General features: G+C 49.4%; 28 protein-coding genes. All 28 read left to right on the top strand.

Features of this window, described 5'->3' with window-relative positions:
* The first annotated feature begins 138 nt into the window (after nt 1-138).
* Nucleotides 139-543 carry a hypothetical protein gene (locus tag ACSAZL_RS15460; protein ID WP_440945509.1) on the top strand — a complete coding sequence of 135 codons (405 nt, stop codon included), beginning with the start codon at nt 139-141 and terminating at the stop codon, nt 541-543.
* 36 nt (nt 544-579) lie between these two features.
* Nucleotides 580-2,127 (top strand): PASTA domain-containing protein, encoded by a 1,548-nt coding sequence (locus tag ACSAZL_RS15455; RefSeq protein WP_440945508.1) that lies wholly within the window; start codon nt 580-582, stop codon nt 2,125-2,127.
* 15 nt (nt 2,128-2,142) lie between these two features.
* A complete protein-coding gene (locus ACSAZL_RS15450) occupies nt 2,143-2,406 on the top strand; it encodes a hypothetical protein (protein WP_440945507.1) in 264 nt (87 codons plus the stop codon).
* Between the two features lie 1,113 nt (nt 2,407-3,519).
* Nucleotides 3,520-4,533: a 50S ribosomal protein L3 gene (gene rpl3p, locus ACSAZL_RS15445; protein ID WP_440945506.1), complete on the top strand. Its 1,014-nt coding sequence runs from the start codon at nt 3,520-3,522 to the stop codon at nt 4,531-4,533.
* A 6-nt stretch (nt 4,534-4,539) separates the two neighbouring features.
* Entirely contained in the window at nt 4,540-5,301 is a 762-nt protein-coding gene (gene rpl4p, locus ACSAZL_RS15440; protein ID WP_440945505.1) for a 50S ribosomal protein L4, read from the top strand.
* The gene (locus tag ACSAZL_RS15435; RefSeq protein WP_440945504.1) at nt 5,298-5,546 is read left to right on the top strand and encodes a 50S ribosomal protein L23; all 249 of its coding nucleotides are present in this window, start codon (nt 5,298-5,300) and stop codon (nt 5,544-5,546) included. The genes rpl4p and ACSAZL_RS15435 overlap by 4 nt, the downstream gene beginning before the upstream one ends.
* A 10-nt stretch (nt 5,547-5,556) precedes the next feature.
* On the top strand, nt 5,557-6,273 hold the full coding sequence (locus ACSAZL_RS15430) for a 50S ribosomal protein L2 (protein WP_440945503.1): 717 nt from the start codon (nt 5,557-5,559) through the stop codon (nt 6,271-6,273).
* Nucleotides 6,274-6,288: 15 nt separating this feature from the next.
* Nucleotides 6,289-6,699: a 30S ribosomal protein S19 gene (locus tag ACSAZL_RS15425; protein ID WP_440945502.1), complete on the top strand. Its 411-nt coding sequence runs from the start codon at nt 6,289-6,291 to the stop codon at nt 6,697-6,699.
* An 11-nt stretch (nt 6,700-6,710) separates the two neighbouring features.
* Nucleotides 6,711-7,166, top strand: coding sequence for a 50S ribosomal protein L22 (locus ACSAZL_RS15420; protein ID WP_440945501.1), 456 nt, complete (start codon nt 6,711-6,713; stop codon nt 7,164-7,166).
* Nucleotides 7,167-8,084 (top strand): 30S ribosomal protein S3, encoded by a 918-nt coding sequence (locus tag ACSAZL_RS15415; protein WP_440945500.1) that lies wholly within the window; start codon nt 7,167-7,169, stop codon nt 8,082-8,084.
* The gene (gene rpmC / locus ACSAZL_RS15410; protein WP_011034062.1) at nt 8,084-8,287 is read left to right on the top strand and encodes a 50S ribosomal protein L29; all 204 of its coding nucleotides are present in this window, start codon (nt 8,084-8,086) and stop codon (nt 8,285-8,287) included. Before ACSAZL_RS15415 ends, rpmC begins: the two co-directional genes overlap by 1 nt.
* Nucleotides 8,277-8,609 carry a ribonuclease P protein component 1 gene (gene rnp1 / locus ACSAZL_RS15405; protein WP_440945499.1) on the top strand — a complete coding sequence of 111 codons (333 nt, stop codon included), beginning with the start codon at nt 8,277-8,279 and terminating at the stop codon, nt 8,607-8,609. Before rpmC ends, rnp1 begins: the two co-directional genes overlap by 11 nt.
* 4 nt (nt 8,610-8,613) lie before the next feature.
* On the top strand, nt 8,614-8,943 hold the full coding sequence (locus ACSAZL_RS15400) for a 30S ribosomal protein S17 (protein ID WP_440945498.1): 330 nt from the start codon (nt 8,614-8,616) through the stop codon (nt 8,941-8,943).
* A complete protein-coding gene (gene rpl14p, locus ACSAZL_RS15395) occupies nt 8,940-9,338 on the top strand; it encodes a 50S ribosomal protein L14 (RefSeq protein ID WP_440945497.1) in 399 nt (132 codons plus the stop codon). The genes ACSAZL_RS15400 and rpl14p overlap by 4 nt, the downstream gene beginning before the upstream one ends.
* A gap of 10 nt (nt 9,339-9,348) precedes the next feature.
* Nucleotides 9,349-9,699 carry a 50S ribosomal protein L24 gene (gene rplX, locus ACSAZL_RS15390; RefSeq protein WP_440945496.1) on the top strand — a complete coding sequence of 117 codons (351 nt, stop codon included), beginning with the start codon at nt 9,349-9,351 and terminating at the stop codon, nt 9,697-9,699.
* Nucleotides 9,700-9,712: 13 nt separating this feature from the next.
* Entirely contained in the window at nt 9,713-10,420 is a 708-nt protein-coding gene (locus ACSAZL_RS15385) for a 30S ribosomal protein S4e (RefSeq protein ID WP_440945495.1), read from the top strand.
* A 4-nt stretch (nt 10,421-10,424) separates the two neighbouring features.
* Nucleotides 10,425-10,922 carry a 50S ribosomal protein L5 gene (locus tag ACSAZL_RS15380; protein WP_440948869.1) on the top strand — a complete coding sequence of 166 codons (498 nt, stop codon included), beginning with the start codon at nt 10,425-10,427 and terminating at the stop codon, nt 10,920-10,922.
* On the top strand, nt 10,923-11,075 hold the full coding sequence (locus tag ACSAZL_RS15375) for a 30S ribosomal protein S14 (protein ID WP_440945494.1): 153 nt from the start codon (nt 10,923-10,925) through the stop codon (nt 11,073-11,075).
* Nucleotides 11,076-11,085: 10 nt separating this feature from the next.
* Complete coding sequence (locus tag ACSAZL_RS15370) at nt 11,086-11,478, top strand: 30S ribosomal protein S8 (RefSeq protein WP_048126191.1); 393 nt, start codon at nt 11,086-11,088, stop codon at nt 11,476-11,478.
* A gap of 14 nt (nt 11,479-11,492) precedes the next feature.
* Complete coding sequence (gene rpl6p / locus ACSAZL_RS15365) at nt 11,493-12,023, top strand: 50S ribosomal protein L6 (protein ID WP_440945493.1); 531 nt, start codon at nt 11,493-11,495, stop codon at nt 12,021-12,023.
* Between the two features lie 11 nt (nt 12,024-12,034).
* Nucleotides 12,035-12,475 carry a 50S ribosomal protein L32e gene (locus ACSAZL_RS15360; protein WP_440945492.1) on the top strand — a complete coding sequence of 147 codons (441 nt, stop codon included), beginning with the start codon at nt 12,035-12,037 and terminating at the stop codon, nt 12,473-12,475.
* A gap of 1 nt (nt 12,476) precedes the next feature.
* Nucleotides 12,477-12,932 (top strand): 50S ribosomal protein L19e, encoded by a 456-nt coding sequence (locus ACSAZL_RS15355; RefSeq protein WP_440945491.1) that lies wholly within the window; start codon nt 12,477-12,479, stop codon nt 12,930-12,932.
* 16 nt (nt 12,933-12,948) lie between these two features.
* Nucleotides 12,949-13,473 carry a 50S ribosomal protein L18 gene (locus tag ACSAZL_RS15350; RefSeq protein WP_440945490.1) on the top strand — a complete coding sequence of 175 codons (525 nt, stop codon included), beginning with the start codon at nt 12,949-12,951 and terminating at the stop codon, nt 13,471-13,473.
* 9 nt (nt 13,474-13,482) lie between these two features.
* Entirely contained in the window at nt 13,483-14,112 is a 630-nt protein-coding gene (locus tag ACSAZL_RS15345) for a 30S ribosomal protein S5 (protein ID WP_011021121.1), read from the top strand.
* A 1-nt stretch (nt 14,113) separates the two neighbouring features.
* Complete coding sequence (locus ACSAZL_RS15340; RefSeq protein WP_440945489.1) at nt 14,114-14,575, top strand: 50S ribosomal protein L30; 462 nt, start codon at nt 14,114-14,116, stop codon at nt 14,573-14,575.
* A gap of 10 nt (nt 14,576-14,585) precedes the next feature.
* Nucleotides 14,586-15,008, top strand: a complete 423-nt coding sequence (locus ACSAZL_RS15335; RefSeq protein WP_440945488.1) for an uL15m family ribosomal protein — start codon at nt 14,586-14,588, stop codon at nt 15,006-15,008.
* A gap of 141 nt (nt 15,009-15,149) precedes the next feature.
* Nucleotides 15,150-16,625: a preprotein translocase subunit SecY gene (secY, locus tag ACSAZL_RS15330; RefSeq protein WP_440945487.1), complete on the top strand. Its 1,476-nt coding sequence runs from the start codon at nt 15,150-15,152 to the stop codon at nt 16,623-16,625.
* Nucleotides 16,626-16,713: 88 nt separating this feature from the next.
* Complete coding sequence (locus tag ACSAZL_RS15325; RefSeq protein ID WP_440945486.1) at nt 16,714-17,361, top strand: adenylate kinase; 648 nt, start codon at nt 16,714-16,716, stop codon at nt 17,359-17,361.
* Nucleotides 17,362-17,496: the final 135 nt, after the last annotated feature.

The following is a 17,496-nucleotide window of genomic DNA, read 5'->3' as shown; positions in this document are numbered from 1 at the left end:
GAGAATTTGGGGGGACCTGACCGCAGTCGAGGCAGGTATGGCTCTAAATGCCCTTTTTACAGGCTAAATATTCTGCCTTATTTTTCTATTATCATTTCCGGAACTAATTTCCAGGACTTATTTCAAGGAGTTGTTATTGTGGTTAATTACGGGGAAGAAATCGAGGAAGTGCTTATAACCCCCCTTTCCAGGCTTCTGGGGGAAGTCGGGCGTTCCGTTGCCGAGACCCAGCGGGCTCTTGACAGGAATTCCATAAAGACCCAGATAGAGATTGACGAAGAAAAAGCCCTCAGCGAGTATGATATTCAGGCTACCTGGTATCATATCCCTGAGGTGGATCTTGAACTCAAAATGTCGCTTACTGTGAAGCTTGAAGAGGAAAGGGACTCTAAAAACCGGGTCCGGGGCTACAGGCCTGTCCTCAACGCCTCTCCCCTCAATGCCTCGTACAACTCCCTTTACAGTTACGATGTGCAGGGTTCAAGCTGCATCAAAGCAAAGATAGTGTCCATTCCTGCCTCTTCAAAAATAAGGGAGGAATAACGCCTTTTCAGGAAATGCTCTTTCAGGAGGAACGGAATGACAAATATAACTGATCTCAGGAGCAGCCTGGAAGCCTTCAGGAAAGCAGGTACGATAGATACCAGCATTTACGCGAACCTTACGAGCAAACTGAAGGCTGCGGAAATAGAATTTGAATCCGTGGAAAAGGAAGCCCTTGTTTATAAAGAAAATCTGGACAAGCTGCTCGCAGAAAAACTCGTCCTTGAACGGGAAAAAAGCAGCCTTGCAGCGCAGGTGATAAAGCTCTCTAACGAGAAAGCGGAACTTGAGTCCCGGATTTCCACTTTGCAGAAAAGCAGGCCTGTCCTTTCGTCTTCAAACCTCGTCAGCTCTTTTGCGTCCTCACTGGCGGAAATGGACAAAGGACTCAAGAAAGTGCAGTCCGGTTCAAAGTACCTTGTCAGCAATATGAATGTGACCTTAAAGACCAACATCGCTCTCGAAGAGGGAGAGCTAAGGTTCCAGCTGCCAAAAGCCGATGATATCATCAGCCCCGAAAACCTCAGCACAATAGAATTCTCCCTGAGAGCCTCTCCTGAAAAACCTGGCATTGATTCCTACGTGGAAGTTCCCGGCCTTGTGTGGCTCTCAAAAGAAGAAGCCGAAAGCAAACTGCTTGAATCCGGCTTTAAGGTAGGAAATGTCCTTGAAATAGAAAGCAGTAAACCCCAGGGTACGGTCCTTGCCCAGCTCCCCTCGGAAGGATCCCTTGCAGAACCGGGGGCAGATGTGGATCTTACAGTTTCCAGGTTTCTTTCCGTAAAGGTCCCGGACCTTGTGGGGCTCGGGATTGAAGCTGCAAAAGTCCTTCTTGAAAAATCGCGGCTCCTGCTTGAAGGAGTCAAAGAACAGCCTTCGGACAAAGACCCGGGCACAGTCCTTGCCCAGAGTCTCGGTCCGGGTTCGGAAGTCGAAGCTAATTCTGCGATTGTCCTGACGGTTTCTACAAAGGTCTACAAAGTCCCAAACCTGCTCGGGCTTGAGCTTGAGAGTGCAAAAAAGGTCATAGAAAAGTCCGGGCTCCAGCCCGGAGGGGTAAATGAACAGCCCTCGAGCGGAAAATCCGGAGTCGTACTTACTCAGAGCCCCAAACCCGGGCTTGAAGTTGAAGCAAACTCAAAGGTTGACATTGTCGTTTCAACGGAAGAAAAGGAAGTGGTGCCTGAAAAACCCCTGCGGCCAATTCCCGAAACCATTGTAAAAGAAACAATACCTAAAGTCACGTTAAACACTTCTTCAAAGCTGCAGCCCGAAACCACAACTAAAGTGTCCCGTGAAACTTCTGTCGGCGCATCTGCAGGAACTCCCGGACAGGATTATAAATTAGTTCCGGGGGTAACCGGGATGTCCCTTGAAAAGGCGGTCGCTTTACTCGGGGCTCAGGAAATTAAAGTCGGGACGATTTCCGAAGCCGCTTCAACGGCTACTGGGGGGACGGTCATAAGCCAGAATCCGGGAGCAGGTTCAATGGTTAACCTGTCGGTCCCTGTGAATCTTACGGTCTCAAAAAAGGCGCCTGAAACTCAACTTCGCAGCAGCACTCTCTCCAGAATCAAACTTTAATCTGCAGGTTTTCCGATGTCGTTTGAAACATATCTGATAAAGGTTGCAGAAAATGCTACCGCCCTTCAGGTTCAGGGAATCCTTAAAGTGGTTCTGGGCGCCGGTGGGAGGGTTGAAATGGTAGCAGGAAGGACAATCATCGCTACACTTGACGGCAGTTCTGCCGACTTAGTCAGGAAAACACAGGGCGTGGCGCTTGCAGGCGGGATAAACTTCAGGGGCAGGAAGATCCCTAAAATCGTAAAGCAGGTTTCTGCGAAAAAGCAGGCAGAATCCTGAGCTTTTTCAGGTCCTTTTCCACTCGAAAACCTTTTTACTTCCTTTTTTAGGACTCTGTTTTCCTAACTCCAATCCCGGCACTGATAACTTGTTGCTACTGATAATTTGCTTCTACTGATAATTTGCTGCTACCAAAAGAGGCTTGTTTGTTGTCCTGAATGTATTATATAGGCGCTTCACAATAGTGTAACAATATGGGTAATTAGAATTGAGTATTTAGATGGGTAAATTCAGAATTGAGCATTAGTATGGGCAGCTCAAAATGGGGGTATTCTCCAGATTTTTGCCGGGATACCCGAACCTTCTTGTCGTATCAGCATGGCCGTCGCAGCTTTTAACTTTTTAATTTACTGGCTTTTTTCGCCCCTGCAATTGATTCTTCTTTCTGATTTTCTCTCTCGCCCTGCAAAGGCTTTATATATTAGATGTGCTATTTAAAGGCAAAGTACATCAGAGATGTGAGGTTTCAGGCATTATGGTGTCTGGAACTCTTTATCAGATCAATGTGATGCTTAATGCTAAACTCCCGGAAATCTCCGGAAGTAAGGGTTTTCTACCGTTTTTACGGTTGAATTTCCTGCATTGAATATAAACCAGTGAGAAAAGTCGGATCAACATGAGTGTCAAAGGGCCAATGCTTTGAAACGCCCGCTTTTGGCGCCTAAAGGTGCCTAAAATCGCACGAAACTGTTCAGGTTTTCGATGAGTTGCGGTTGCAGTTGCTGAATACTGAAGTTTCAAGTCAGGTTAACTGAGTTAGAGATCAGGTTTACTGAATACTGAAGTTTCAAAATCAGATTGCTATATGTTTCAAATCAGGGCAAGGTGCCTGGATTTGGGTCTGCCAGGATCGTAAGGTCGGTCCTTCAATCAGAGGGTTCCTGCAGAGGCAGGAACGGAAGGGAACCGAATATCTGCAGATGCCTGAAGGAATGTAGGGTACCGGGAGCATAGATCTCCGGTCTGCTCGAGGCTTTCCAAGCCGGCAGGTCTGAAATGGACATCCCTCCCCCACCTGGTAGCGTTCGGGGAATCCAGTCATTTCTCTTTTGTAGCTCGTGTTGTCCCGACCGGAGGGGCTGGTATTTCAATTGAAGTTTACGGAGTAGAAATATGGCAAGCATACACCGACCAAAACGAGGTTCCCTTGCATTCAGTCCGCGCAAGAGGGCTAAGAGCCACATTCCACGGTTCAGAGCCTGGCCGGAAGCGACAGGTGAGCCAAAGCTGCAGAGTTTTGCAGGTTATAAGGTGGGTATGACCCACGTGATCATGGTTGATGATATTAAGAACAGCCTTACCCAGGGTATGGAAATCTCCGTGCCTGTGACTATAATCGAAACTCCTGCAATAAGGGTTGCAGCTATTCGGGCTTACACAGAAGACAGCGCCGGGGAAAAGGCAATTGCTGAGGTATGGGCAACAGACCTTGATCCAGAACTCAAACGCAGAATCCCCATTCCGGCAGCAGGGAACCAGACTGAAGCTCTTGAAAATATCGGAAAACTGATTGAAGAAGGCAGAGTAAGCGACATCAAGGCAGTTATCTATACCCTGCCAAAGAGCCTTACCGGTGTCTCAAAAAAGGTGCCGGATATCATGGAATCCGGGATCAGTGCAAGAGACCTCAGCACCAAATTCGAATACGCAAAGTCAATCATCGGCACCCTTGTAAGCGTTACCGATGTTTTCAAGAACGGAACACTTGTTGACACCGCTGCAATTACCACAGGAAAGGGTACCCAGGGCCCTGTAAAGCGCTGGGGTATACAGATGCAGAAGGGAAAGCACTCCAGGCAGGGAAGCCTCAGGCAGGTCGGAACCCTTGGTCCCTTCCACCCGGCCCGTGTTTCCTGGAGAGTCCCGCAGATGGGTCAGATGGGATACCACCAGAGGACTGAGTTTAACAAGCGCATCCTCAAGATCGGGTCCGAGGGGGAAGAAGTCACTCCTGAAGGCGGGTTCATTAATTACGGGCTTGTCCGTGGTGACTATATCCTGATCAAAGGCAGTGTGCCTGGCCCTTCCAAGAGGCTTATAAGGCTCAGAGACCCTATCAGGGCAAAGAAAGCCGACCTTGGCGAACCCAACATCCTGCACATAAGCAGGGAGTCCAAGCAGGGGTGATCTAAGATGGCTACAGCAAAAACCATAGACCTTACAGGAAAAACGGTTGGGGAAGTCGATCTCCCTGCAGTGTTTGATGCAGACTACCGCCCTGACCTGATCAAAAAGGCAGTACTTGCAGCTCAGGCAAACAGGCTTCAGCCCTACGGTCCTCGCCTCTACGCAGGCATGGAAACCTCGGCAAGAGGCTGGGGTTCCGGAAGGGGTGTATCCCAGGTCCCGAGGCTCGTAAACAGCAGCAGAGCTGCAAGAATCCCGCACGCAAAGGGCGGAAGGAGAGCTCACCCTCCAAAACCCGAAGCTGACAGGAGCGAGAAAGTCAACACAAAAGAGCGCCGCTATGCAATCCGCTCTGCAATCGCAGCAACAACAGACCCTACCCTTGTAAGCTTGAGGGGGCATATCTTTGAAGCCGAACTTCCGATTGTTGCAGTAAACGACCTTGAAAACCTTGAGCGGACAAAGCAGGTAATCGAGTTCCTCGAAGCTGCCGGTCTGTATGAGGACGTCCTCAGGGCAAAATACGGAAGGCACATCAGAGCCGGCCGCGGAAAGCTCAGAGGCAGGAAATATAAGCACAAAAAGAGCGTCCTGATCGTTGCAGGAGAAGACTCTCCTATCCTGAAAGCCGCAAGAAACCTTTCCGGAGTAGACGTCGTGACAGTGGACTCACTGAATGCCGAACTGCTCGCACCGGGCACGCACGCAGGTCGCCTTACTGTCTGGACAGAGTCTGCAATTGGAAAACTGGAGGGCGCATTCCAATGAGTTCTATCAATTATCCATTTGTTACTGAAAAAGCGATGATGCTGCTTGACGAAAACAAGCTTCAGTTCATCGTTGATACCAGGTCAAACAAAAAGCAGATCGTAGAAGATGTTGAGAAAATGTACGGGTTCAAAGTTAAATCCGTGCGGACAATGACCACTATGAAGGGTATGAAAAAAGCAGTCCTTGCCTTTGAAGAGCCCGAAGCGGCACACGAGATTGCAACCCGGATAGGACTTATGTGAGGTGTGATCCATGGGTAAAAGACTAATATCACAGAACAGGGGTCGAGGCACTCCGACCTACAGAGCTCCTTCTCACAAGTACAAGGCAGAACTGAAGCATCCCCGTGTGGATGAAAATAACTCCCTTCAGGGAGAAGTCATAGACATCGAGCACGACACCGCCCGTTCAGCCCCGATCGCAAAAGTTGCCTTTGAAAACGGAGAAAAACTTTTCCTTCTTGCATCCGAAGGCGTTGCGGTAGGGAATATCATCGAGTGCGGAGACGATGCCGAGGTTAAGCCGGGGAATATTGTACCTATCGGGAATGTGCCTGAAGGTTTCTTCATCTGTAACATCGAATCAAAGCCAAACGACGGCGGCAAATTTGTCCGTTCCTCCGGAGTATATGCAACCGTTGTAACCCACGAACCTACCAGGACTGCAGTGGCTATGCCATCCGGGAACATAAAGTGGCTTAACCCAAAATGCAGAGCAGTTGTCGGTATCGTTGCCGGCGGGGGCAGAGTGGACAGACCCTGGCTCAAAGCCGGGAAAAAATATCACAAACTGAAAACAAGGGCTGCAAAGTATCCGAGGGTTTCAGGTGTTGCCATGAACCCGCGTGACCACCCGTTCGGTGGAGGGGCCTGGAAACACCCGGGTAAGCCAACTACAGTTAGCAGAAACGCCCCCCCCGGAAGAAAGGTCGGACTGATTGCAGCAAGAAGGACCGGAATGAAGCGCTGATGAGGTGTATTCGTTATGGCAAAAAAATCATCATCAAGGTTACCGAAGAGAAAGGGTGAGTATACCTACCGCGGGAAGACCGTCTCAGAACTTCAGGAACTGAGCCTTGAAGAGTTTGCAGAACTCCTGCCATCAAGAGAGCGCAGGAGCATCAAACGCGGGTTCACCGACGGGCAGAAGAAAGTCCTGCACGAGTTCAAGGAAGGCAAAAAGGTCAGGACCCACCACAGGGACATGATCATCCTTCCCGAAATGATCGGAAAAGCTATCGAAATCCACAACGGGAAAGAGTTTGTAAGTGTAGAGCTCCAGCCTGAAATGGTCGGGCACCGCTTCGGAGAATTCGCACCTACAAGATCAAAAGTTAACCACGGCAGTGCCGGTGTGGGAGCAACCCGTTCAAGCAAGTTCGTACCGCTGAAATGAGGTGAAAGGGAATGGCAAGAATCAATTATTCAATCAACGGAGACCCTGAAACTACCTCTAAAGCAATGGGTTCCGAACTTCACATCTCCCCGAAAAAGTCCCGCGAGGTTTGCTGCAAGATTAAAGGCATGAAGGCATCCGAAGCCAGGAAGTTCCTTGAGGACGTAATTTCCATGAAGCAGGCAGTCCCTTTCAAGAGACACCATGAAGGAACAGGTCACAGGAAAGGGCCCATGGCTGCAGGAAGATACCCTATCAGCGCCTCAAAAGAGATCTTAAAGGTCCTTAAAAATGCAGAGAGCAATGCCGAATATAAAGGCCTTGAACCTGCAAACATGTACATCATCCACGCTGTCGTTCAGCGCGGAAGAGTGATTCATGGGTTCATGCCGAGGGCCAGGGGAAGGGCAACGCCCAAAGATACGGAAACTGTAAACATCGAGATGATCCTCTCCGAGGTGCGCTAAATGGCAATAGAGAAAAAGTTCGTCAATGACGGGTATGTCAAAGCTTCCATGGACGAGTATTTTGCAGAACAGCTCAGCAGGGCTGGATACGGCGGTATGGAGTTAAACAGGACCCCCATGGGCACCCAGATTGTTATCTACTCCGAAAAGCCGGGGATGGTAATCGGGAAAGCCGGGAAGGTCATCAGGAAACTTACCCGTGACGTTGCAACAAAATACAACCTCGAAAACCCGCAGATTGACGCTCAGGAAGTCAAGAGGCCTGAACTTAACGCCCAGATGATGGCGTCCAGGCTTGCCGCTTCCATTGAGAGGGGCTGGTACTTCAGGAAAGCCGGACACAATACCCTCAGAGCAGTCATGAATGCAGGCGCCCTTGGCTGTGAAGTCGTAATCTCCGGAAAGCTTACCGGGGCAAGGTCCAGAGTCGAGAAATTCGTTGACGGGTACATAAAGCACTCCGGAAACCCTGTAGAAGAAGTCGTGGACGAAGGGTTTGCAGTAGCAATTAAAAAGCTCGGAACCCTTGGCTGCAAAGTCAGGATCATTCAGCCTGGCGTTGTCCTTCCCGATTCCTACAAAGTCAGGGAATCCGTCGAAGTTGAGGAACCCGTTGAAAAACCTGCCGAGAAGCCAGCTGAGAAAGTAGCCGAAGCTCCCAAAAAGGAAGCAAAAGCCAAAGCTCCTGCTCCTGCAGCTCCTGAACCGGCACCCGTAGAGGAAGCCGAAGTTGCAGAGCCCGAAGAAGCAGAAGAAGTCCAGGCTGAAACATCCGAGGACGTTGAAGGAGCCGAACTTGTCTATGTCGAAGGCTCGGATGAAGTCCGCAGGCAGGTCAACGGCGTCTGGCAGCATAAGCATGAGAGCTATGATTACTGGCATCCCATGGCAAGGGTCCACAAGGAGGCTAAGGAATAATGGCAATTCTCAGGACCAGCGAAATCCGAACCATGACGATTGAAGAACGGGCTGATGAACTCGAAAACCTGAAAAACGAACTGGTCAGGGAAAGAGCTCTTACCTCTGCAGGTGGGGCTCCGGATAACCCTGGCAGGATCGGAGAAATCAGGAGAACGATTGCCCGGATAAAGACAATTCAGCATGAGCTAAATGAGATCTAAAGTGGAAATTCTGCCTTCGACTCTTATCTTTCATGAACTGATAGGACTCGAGATCAAGGTGATTAACTCCACTAATCCATCATTAACAGGACTCCGGGGCAGAGTAATCAACGAGACGAAAAATATGCTTGTTGTGGAAAATTCTCAGTCCCGGGAACTGAAGATTCCCAAGGCGGATTCGGAATTTCTTTTCCGGATCCCTGCCGAGCTCTCAGAAAAAGGCCGCAGATCCGATACATTCGTTAAAATTCAGGGAAACCTGCTGCTCTCACAACCCGAAAATCGGATCAAGAACATTAAAAAGCTACGTAAATGGGGCTAAATTCATGGCAAGAGATATTGGATTAAATATACCGGCGCCATCAGAGGAATGTGACGATGCGTACTGTCCCTTCCACGGAACACTCCCGGTAAGAGGTCAGATCCTTGTGGGTACCGTGGTCAGCAGTAAAATGGACAATACGGTAGTCATTGAAAGGCAATACATGAAAATGGTGTCGAAATATCAGAGATATGAAAAGAGACGCTCGAAGATTCATGCACATAATCCATCCTGTATCTCCGCAAAAGTCGGTGACATTGTCACTATTGCGGAATGCAGACCTATAAGCAAGACCAAATCCTACGTTGTCGTCAAAGCAGAGGTGCCCAAATGAAAGGCATACGCTCAAACATCCCGAGAGCTCTCAATGCAGGCGCCCAGATCGCCTGCGTGGACAACACCGGGGCAAAAGTGGTTGAGATTATCTCTGTCAAGAAGTACAGAGGCGTCAAAAACAGAATGCCCTGCGCAGGAATTGGGGATATGTGTGTTGTGTCCGTGAAGAAAGGCACACCCGAAATGAGGAAACAGGTTCTCCTCGCAGTCGTGGTTCGCCAGAAGCAGGAGTTCCGCCGTCCGGACGGGTTGCGTGTCTCATTTGAAGACAATGCAATGGTAATTACGGATGAAGAAGGAATCCCAAAAGGCACGGACATAAAAGGCCCTGTTGCCAGGGAAGTGGCGGAAAGGTTCCCGAAGATCGGGACAACCGCATCCATTATTGTCTGAGGTGATTGCAATGGTATCCAAACAGCCAAGAAAGCAGAGAAAGGCAAGATACACCGCACCTCTCCATATCAGGCAGAAATTCATGGGTGCAAGACTCAGCGAGGCACTTGCCAAAGAGTACGGCACAAGGAGTGCTGCAGTCATCACTGGCGACACGGTAAAGGTCATGCGCGGAGACTTCAAGGGCACTGAAGGAAAAGTCCAGTCCGTATCCCTTATGGACGGCACAATCGCAGTGGACGGGGTCATTTCCACAAAAGTGGACGGTACCGAAGTCTCGAGGCCCATAAACCCCTCCAATGTCATGATCACAAAACTGGAAATGAAGGACGGGCGCAGAGCGTCAAGCATTAAGAAGTGAGGCAGGTGATTTTGTGACACACCAGAAAAGATTATCAGTTCCAAAGAGCTGGAAGGTCGGGAAAAAAGGTAATAAGTGGATCTCCACTACCCGCCCGGGGCCTCACAGCCAGGCACGCAGTCTTCCGCTCGGAATTATCATCCGGGATATTCTCAAGCTTGTTGACAACAGCAGGGAAGGTAAAAGGATCCTCTCCGAAGGAAAAGTCCTTGTTGACGGAATCCCCAGGAAAGACCTCAGGTTCCCGGTGGGGCTCTTTGATGTAATTACACTCCCTCTCGTAAATGAAGCATACAGGATGCTCCAGGACGAAAAGGGACGTCTGACTCTCCACAAGCTCAATGAAACCAATGTAAACAAGCTGTGCAGGATCAACAACAAGACAACCGTCAAGGGAGGGAAAGTCCAGCTTAACCTTAATGACGGGACAAACATCATCGGATCCAACGAATACGGAACAAAGGACTCCCTGATTCTTTCCATTCCTGACAAGCAGGTAGTAAAACACCTGAAGTTCGAGGTCGGAAACCTTGCAATGGTTGTAGGTGGCCAGCACTCGGGCGAAACCGGAAAGATTATGGAGATCAGGGAAGTTAAGAGTTCCAGGCACAACACAGTAATGATTTCCGGAGAAAACAACTTCGAAACAATCGAAGACTACGTAATCGTTATCGGCGAGGACAAACCCGAAATCAGGCTTGGCGGTGAGATTAGTGAGTAATCCTATGCGCATCCCGGTCGTTGAAAAGGTAATAGTCCACATGGGTGTTGGAGAAAGCGGTCAGCACCTGGTAAATGCCGAAGACATTCTCCGGACTATCACCGGGCAGGGAGTCGTAAGGTGCTTTGCCAAAAGGACCCTCCCTGCTTTCGCGATCAAAAAGAACGAACCCATCGGCTGCAAGGTAACCCTCAGGGGCCAGAAAGCCCAGGAGTTCCTTGAGACTGCTCTCGGGATTGTCGAAAAAACCCTTAGCAGGTCCCAGTTCGATTCCCTCGGAAACGTCTCTTTCGGAATTGAAGAACACACTGACTTTCCGGGTATGAGATATGACCCTAACATCGGGGTTTTCGGAATGGACGTAACCGTTGTGCTCAAGCGCCCGGGAGAAAGGATCTGCAAGAGGAGAATTGCAACCCGAAAGATTCCGACAGGCCACAGGGTCACGGTGGATGATGCGATCGCCTTCCTTAACGAAAGTTACGGCGTGGAGGTCATGTAAATGACAGAGACAATAAACAAGTCCGGAAGAGGAGTAAACGAATGCAAACGGTGCGGAAGAAAACAGGGGCTTGTCCGCAAGTACGACATTTACCTCTGCAGGCACTGTTTCAGGGAGATTGCCCACGAGATGGGCTTTGAGAAGTATTCGTAAGGTGATTAAAATGGTATTACTTGATCCTCTTGCAAACGCCCTTTCCACTATCAAGAATGCGGAAGCCATTGGGAAGAGCTCCTGTATTGTCAGGCCTGCTTCTAAAAATATTGGCAACGTCCTGAAGGTTATGCAGGATCTTGGCTACATTGGAGATTTCGAGTTTATCGACGATGGAAAAGCCGGAATCTACAGCGTTACCCTTGTGGGAAGAATCAACAAGTGCGGTGCAATCAAGCCGCGGTATTCCGTAGGAACAGCCAGCTTCGAACGCTGGGAAAAGCAGTTCCTGCCAGCAAAGAACTTTGGTGCCCTTATCGTAACCACTTCAAGCGGGGTCATGTCTCAGTACGAGGCCCGTGATAAGAAGATTGGTGGGCAGCTTCTTGCTTATGTGTACTGAGGAGGGAACAGGAAATGGTTAAGGAAATTGCAAGAACAATAGAGATTCCTGAAGGAGTTTCCGTCTCTCTCGCTCAGGACGTCTTTTCAGCCACGGGTCCCAAGGGAACTGTCGAAAGAAAGTTGTGGTACCCCGGAATCAAGATCGAAATAAGGGAAGACGAAGTAGTCGTGGACGCCGAATCCTCAAGGAAGGAACAGAAAGCCATGGTAGGAACCTTTGCTTCCCATATCAAGAACCTGGTCATAGGCGTAAGTGAAGGTTTTGAGTGCAAGATGTCCATTGTGTACGCTCACTTCCCGATGCAGGTCAAAGTTGATGGCAAAACCCTCATAATCGGGAACTTCCTTGGAGAAAAGAAGCCAAGAGTTGCAAAAATCCTTGGCGAGACAAAGGTTAAGGTAAGCGGGAACGATGTCACAATTACCGGAATCAACAAGGAAGATGTCGGGCAGACTGCCGCAAACATAGAACAGAAGACCAAGATTAAGAGGTTCGATCCGAGGATCTTCCAGGATGGAATCTACATAGTGCAGAAGGCCTGAAGGTGATTATGATGGCAGAAGAATTCAATGAAGTTGAAGGTACTTCGGTTCCCGCCCTCGATATGGATCCTGAATCCAGGCGCTTATTCAACGTGAGAAAGGTTCAGAAAGGAAAGAAACCTCAGTTCAAGAGAACCTGCAGCCACAAGTTCAAAAGGCTTGACGACAACTGGAGGCGCCCGAGAGGTTCTCAGGGTAAGCAGCGCAGAAAGTATGTTTCGAAAGGTGCACTTGCCCAGGTAGGATACGGAAGCCCGGCTGCAGTTAAAGGCCTGCACCCTTCGGGTTATTCCGATGTTCTTATTTCCAGCATTGCTGAGCTTGAGCTTGTTGACCCGTCTTACGAGGCTATCAGGATAGCAGGGACAATAGGCGCACAAAAGAAAGCCTTTATTCTCGCAAAAGCTGAAGAAGCCGGGATTAAAGTCCTGAACCCTGGAAGGAGTGAGTAAAATGTCCGATCTCTCCAACCAGAGGAAGCTGGCTTCCAAAATTCTTGAATGCGGGCTTGACAGGGTATGGCTTAATCCCGAAGCTTCCGAAGAAATCTCCTCGGCAATCACAAGAGAAGATATTCGCGGGCTCATTGAGAAAGGCACAATTAAAGCAAAGCCTGTAAAAGGAGTCAGCAGAGGCAGGGCCAGAGCACTTGCTGCCAAACGTAAGTACGGGCACTGCAAGGGGCATGGTTCCAGAAAGGGTAAGAAAGGAGCCCGCACTCCCAAGAAGGAACAATGGATCAAAAAGATCCGGGCTCTTAGAAGAAGACTCAAGGAGCTGCGCGCAGATGGAGCCCTTGATAAGTCCGTGTACTGCAGACTCTACAGAAAGGCAAAAGGCGGAGAATACAGAAGCGTTTCCCACCTTAACTCCCACCTTGAGTCCGAAAAACTGTTAAAGAAAGAATAACCTGGAGGAGCTGAAGATGGCAACAGGACCAAGATATAAGGTTCCTTTTAGAAGAAGAAGAGAAGGGCGCACCAACTACCACCTCCGCCTTAAATTACTAATCTCAAGGCAGGACCGTGTGGTCGTCAGAAAGAGTGCAAGAAATGTTCAGATCCAGTTAATAGCTCCGACCCCCGAAGGGGACATAACTTATTCCTCAGCCGTTTCGAGTGAGCTTGCAAAGTACGGTTACACAGGAGCTACCGGAAACACGACGGCTGCATACCTTACAGGGCTCTTATTCGGGCTGAAAAGTTTGCAGAAAGGCTATGACGGAGGCATTCTGGACATAGGACTCCAGGCTTCCTCTGCAGGTTCAAGAGTCTATGCCGCCCTTAAAGGGATTGTAGATTCAGGTTTTGAAATTCCCTGCAGCTCGGAAGTGTTTCCCTCGGATGAGAGGATCCGCGGAGAGCACATAGTCGAATACAGAGAAGAGAGCTCAGACCTGCCAGAGCAGTTTGAAGCAACCAAAGAGAAAATCTTTGCTGAGTTTAGTTAAGGTGATTAAATGGCATTCGATCAAGATTGGGTTCCGAAGACCAGGCTCGGAAAATTAGTTGTTGAAGGACAGGTTGCTTCCATGGACGAGGCAATCAAATCAGGCCTGCCTATAAGGGAACCCCAGATAATTGATATGCTGCTTCCTGACCTGGAAGATGAGGTGCTCGACATTAACATGGTCCAGAGGATGACTGACTCCGGACGCCGTGTAAAGTTCAGAGCAACCGTAATCGTAGGAAACAGAAACGGCTATGTAGGGCTCGGACAGGCAAAGGACGTCCAGGTCGGGCCTGCGATCCGTAAGGCAATTGACGCTGCAAAGCTCAATATCACCTACATCCGCAGAGGCTGCGGATCCTGGGAATGTGCCTGCGGGCTGCCGCACACCGTACCTTACGAGGTTACAGGGAAGGCAGGCAGTGTAAGTGTGACCCTCATCCCGGCCCCCAGGGGCCTCGGGATTGCCGCAGGAAACACTGCAACCAAGGTGCTTGAAAAAGCCGGCATTAAAGATGTATGGACCAAGACCTTCGGGACTACCAGGTCAACCCTCAACTTCGCAAAGGCTACCTACGACGCCCTTAACCAGGTCAACGTTGTAAGGCTGCCTGTCTACTACGGTAAGGAGGAAGTCTGAGATGTATGCCGTTGTGAGACTGAGAGGTCAGGTCAACGTACGCTATACCATTGAGGACACCATGAAGATGCTCCGCCTGCACAAAGTTAACCACTGTGTGTTTGTGCCGGAGAATCCTCACTACAAGGGTATGGTCCAGAAAGTGAAGGACTACGTTGCATACGGCAAGATTGATGCAAAGACCCTTGCGGAAGTCCTTGAAAACCGCGGAAGGCTTGAAGGCGACACCCGCCTCACAGAAGAATACATCCGTGAAAACACGGACTATGATTCCATGCAGGCCTTTGCCGAAGCCGTTATCGAGGGAAAAGCCTCCCTTAAGGATGTCCCCAAACTGAAGCCTGTTTTCAGGCTTCACCCGCCCAGAAAAGGGCATGCAGGGATTAAGAGGACAGTCCAGCAGGGCGGTGTGCTCGGAAACCACGATGAAGAGATCAACGTGCTTCTGCACAAGATGAGATAAGGTGGTTTAAATGGATATTAAGAAGTTCAGAGGGTCCAGGACCTGCGGTGGCGGGACCCACAAAAACAGGCGTGGAGCCGGAAACCGCGGAGGCCGTGGGAAAGCCGGTGGCTGCAAACACCACTTCGTCAGAGCTATGATGCGTGGGTACAGCTACGGGAAGCACGGTTTCAAACGCCCTGACGAAGTATCCAGGGACGTTTCCATAGTAAATGTCGGAGAGCTCGACGAACTTGCTCCCTATCTTGTTGAAGAAGGGCTTGCGGAAGTTAAGGACGGGGCGTACCACATTAACCTTGAAAACCTCGGAATCGAGAAGGTACTTGGAAGCGGACGTGTCACAAAGAATCTTGTGGTCACTTCAGAGGAGTTTTCCGCCTCTGCCCGTGAAAAAATCGAAAACGCTGGTGGAAGCTGCATCGATGCCGAATAAGTAGTGTCACCCCGACATTACTTATTTCATTCTTTTAGTAACTTTTTATATTAGATGTGCTATATACCATTATCTTACGGTAAAACATAATCTAATATTTAATATAGTATCAATAAACGTATATTTTGAATGGTGTAATCGATGACTCTCAGGGATACCTTAGAACCGTTTTTTAACAAGTTACCTGCAGTAGCAAGTCCGGAAAAACACGTCCACTTCAAGGATAAACTCTGGTGGACTCTGGGAGTTCTGGTGCTGTACTTTGCTCTTGCAAATGTACCGCTCTTCGGGATGTCTCAGGATTCTATTGACCTTTTTGAATCTTACCGTGCCTTCTTTGCCGGGGCTTCGGGATCTTTAGTCCTTCTCGGTATCGGGCCAATTGTCACTGCTTCGATTGTTCTGCAGCTTCTTGTTGGGGCAGATATTATTAAAATGGACCTTTCGGACCCCAAAGATCAGGCATTCTTCCAGGGAGCTCAGAAGTTTCTTGTCTTTGTCATGATCATACTGGAGGCTCTACCGCAGCTTCTTGGCGGATACATCCAGCCGGACCCGGGGCTTGCTGCTACTCTTGGTGTAGGCCTGGGAGTGATCACTTTACTGCTCCTTGTCCAGATCTTTATCGGAGGCACGCTGATCCTCTTCATGGATGAAGTTGTTTCCAAGTGGGGCATCGGGTCAGGAGTCGGGCTTTTCATTGTTGCGGGAATCTCCCAGCAGATCGTTACAGGAATATTTAACTGGGAGCTTGAGGAAGGGCTTCCTGTAGGACTCATTCCCAAGTGGATCTACATCGCCCAGAACACCGGGGCAGACTACCTTTTCTCCGGTGAAGGTCTGATGTTCCTGCTGGTCAGAGGAGGAATTCTCGCTCTCCTGAGCACGGTTACTATCTTCCTGCTCGTCGTATACGTGGAGAGTACAAGAATCGAAATCCCTCTCGCACACAGCGCGGTTAGAGGGGCAAGGGGCCGTTTCCCCGTCAAGCTCATCTACGCTTCAGTTCTGCCCATGATCCTTGTCAGGGCTCTTCAGGCTAACATTCAGATGGTCGGGATCATCCTTGCCAGCAGAGGGATTACCTTCCTCGGAGAATTCAGCGGCTCAAAGCCCCTGAACGGGATAATGTATTACCTGGCTCCCATCCACAGCCCGTATGACTGGATCCCGTCTCTCGTACGGGAGTCCTTTGCAAGCTATGGGGCAACGGCTCCGGCAATCTGGCAGATCGGGCTTCACGTCTTGGCGGACGCTATTATGCTGATCGGAGGAGGGATTATCTTTGCTCTCTTCTGGATAGAGACCACAGGTATGGGGGCAAAGCCCACAGCCCAGAAGATCTTCAATTCAGGAATGCAGATCCCGGGTTTCAGGCGGAACATCGGCAGTATTGAAAAAGTTATGCAGCGTTACATTCCAAAGGTTACCGTTATAGGTGGAGCTTTCATCGGGATTCTTACCCTTATTGCAAGCTTGCTCGGTACGCTCGGAAGTGCCGGAGGTACAGGGCTTTTGCTTACTGTCAGTATTGTGTACCGGCTGTACGAGGATATCGCATCCGAACAGATGATGGAGATGCACCCGATGATCCGTTCCTTCTTCGGGGAGCAGTAAGGCTGGTAAACCTCTAACTACAGGATAACTGAAATAATAGATCAGAAAGAAAACAATCCAAATAAAAGGACAAAAAGGGGATCTTCGAATGAACATAATACTCTTCGGGCCCCCGGGTGCCGGCAAAGGTACCCAGGCCAAAAAACTGGTTGATTTCTACGGAATTCCGCAGATTTCCACAGGGGATATCCTGCGGGCAAATGTTAGAGAAGGAACCGAACTGGGTCTTGCAGCCAAGGCATATATGGACAAAGGAGAACTTGTCCCCGATCAGGTGCTTATCGGCATAATTAAAAACCGTCTGAACGAGGCAGACTGCGAAAAAGGTTTCATTCTTGACGGATACCCGAGGACTGTCCCCCAGGCTGATGCCCTGGAAACAATCCTTGTTGAAATCGAAAAGCCCATCGATGTCGTCCTCAACCTTGAGGTGCCTGACGAAGTGCTTGTAGAAAGAATAAGCGGGCGCCTTATGTGCAAGTGCGGGGCAAGCTACCACATAATCTCCAACCCCCCAAAGAAGGACAATATCTGTGACATATGTGGTGGTGAGGTCTTCCAGCGTGCTGACGATACCGCAGAAGCCGTCCAGAACCGCCTGGATGTCTACAAAAAGCAGACCCAGCCGCTGATCAACTACTATAAAGAGAAAGGCATCCTTGTCACCCTTGACGGAACAAAGGATATAGATGTGGTCTTTGAGGATCTTAAGGCAATTTTGGCAAAGTTTGCCTGAATTCCTCCTTTCTTTTTCCTTTGTTTTTTCTTTTCTTCATTTAAGTTCCTGTGTTTTCAATCTATCTTTGAAATTTTGATATTTTTAGGTCCTTAAATCCTCTCTCCTGATGATTCCCAATGCTACAGAGTGATT

Origin of the sequence: Methanosarcina mangrovi (assembly GCF_052057765.1) — an archaeon.
Lineage (GTDB): Archaea > Halobacteriota > Methanosarcinia > Methanosarcinales > Methanosarcinaceae > Methanosarcina.
This window is presented reverse-complemented; position numbering and strand designations above follow the sequence as displayed.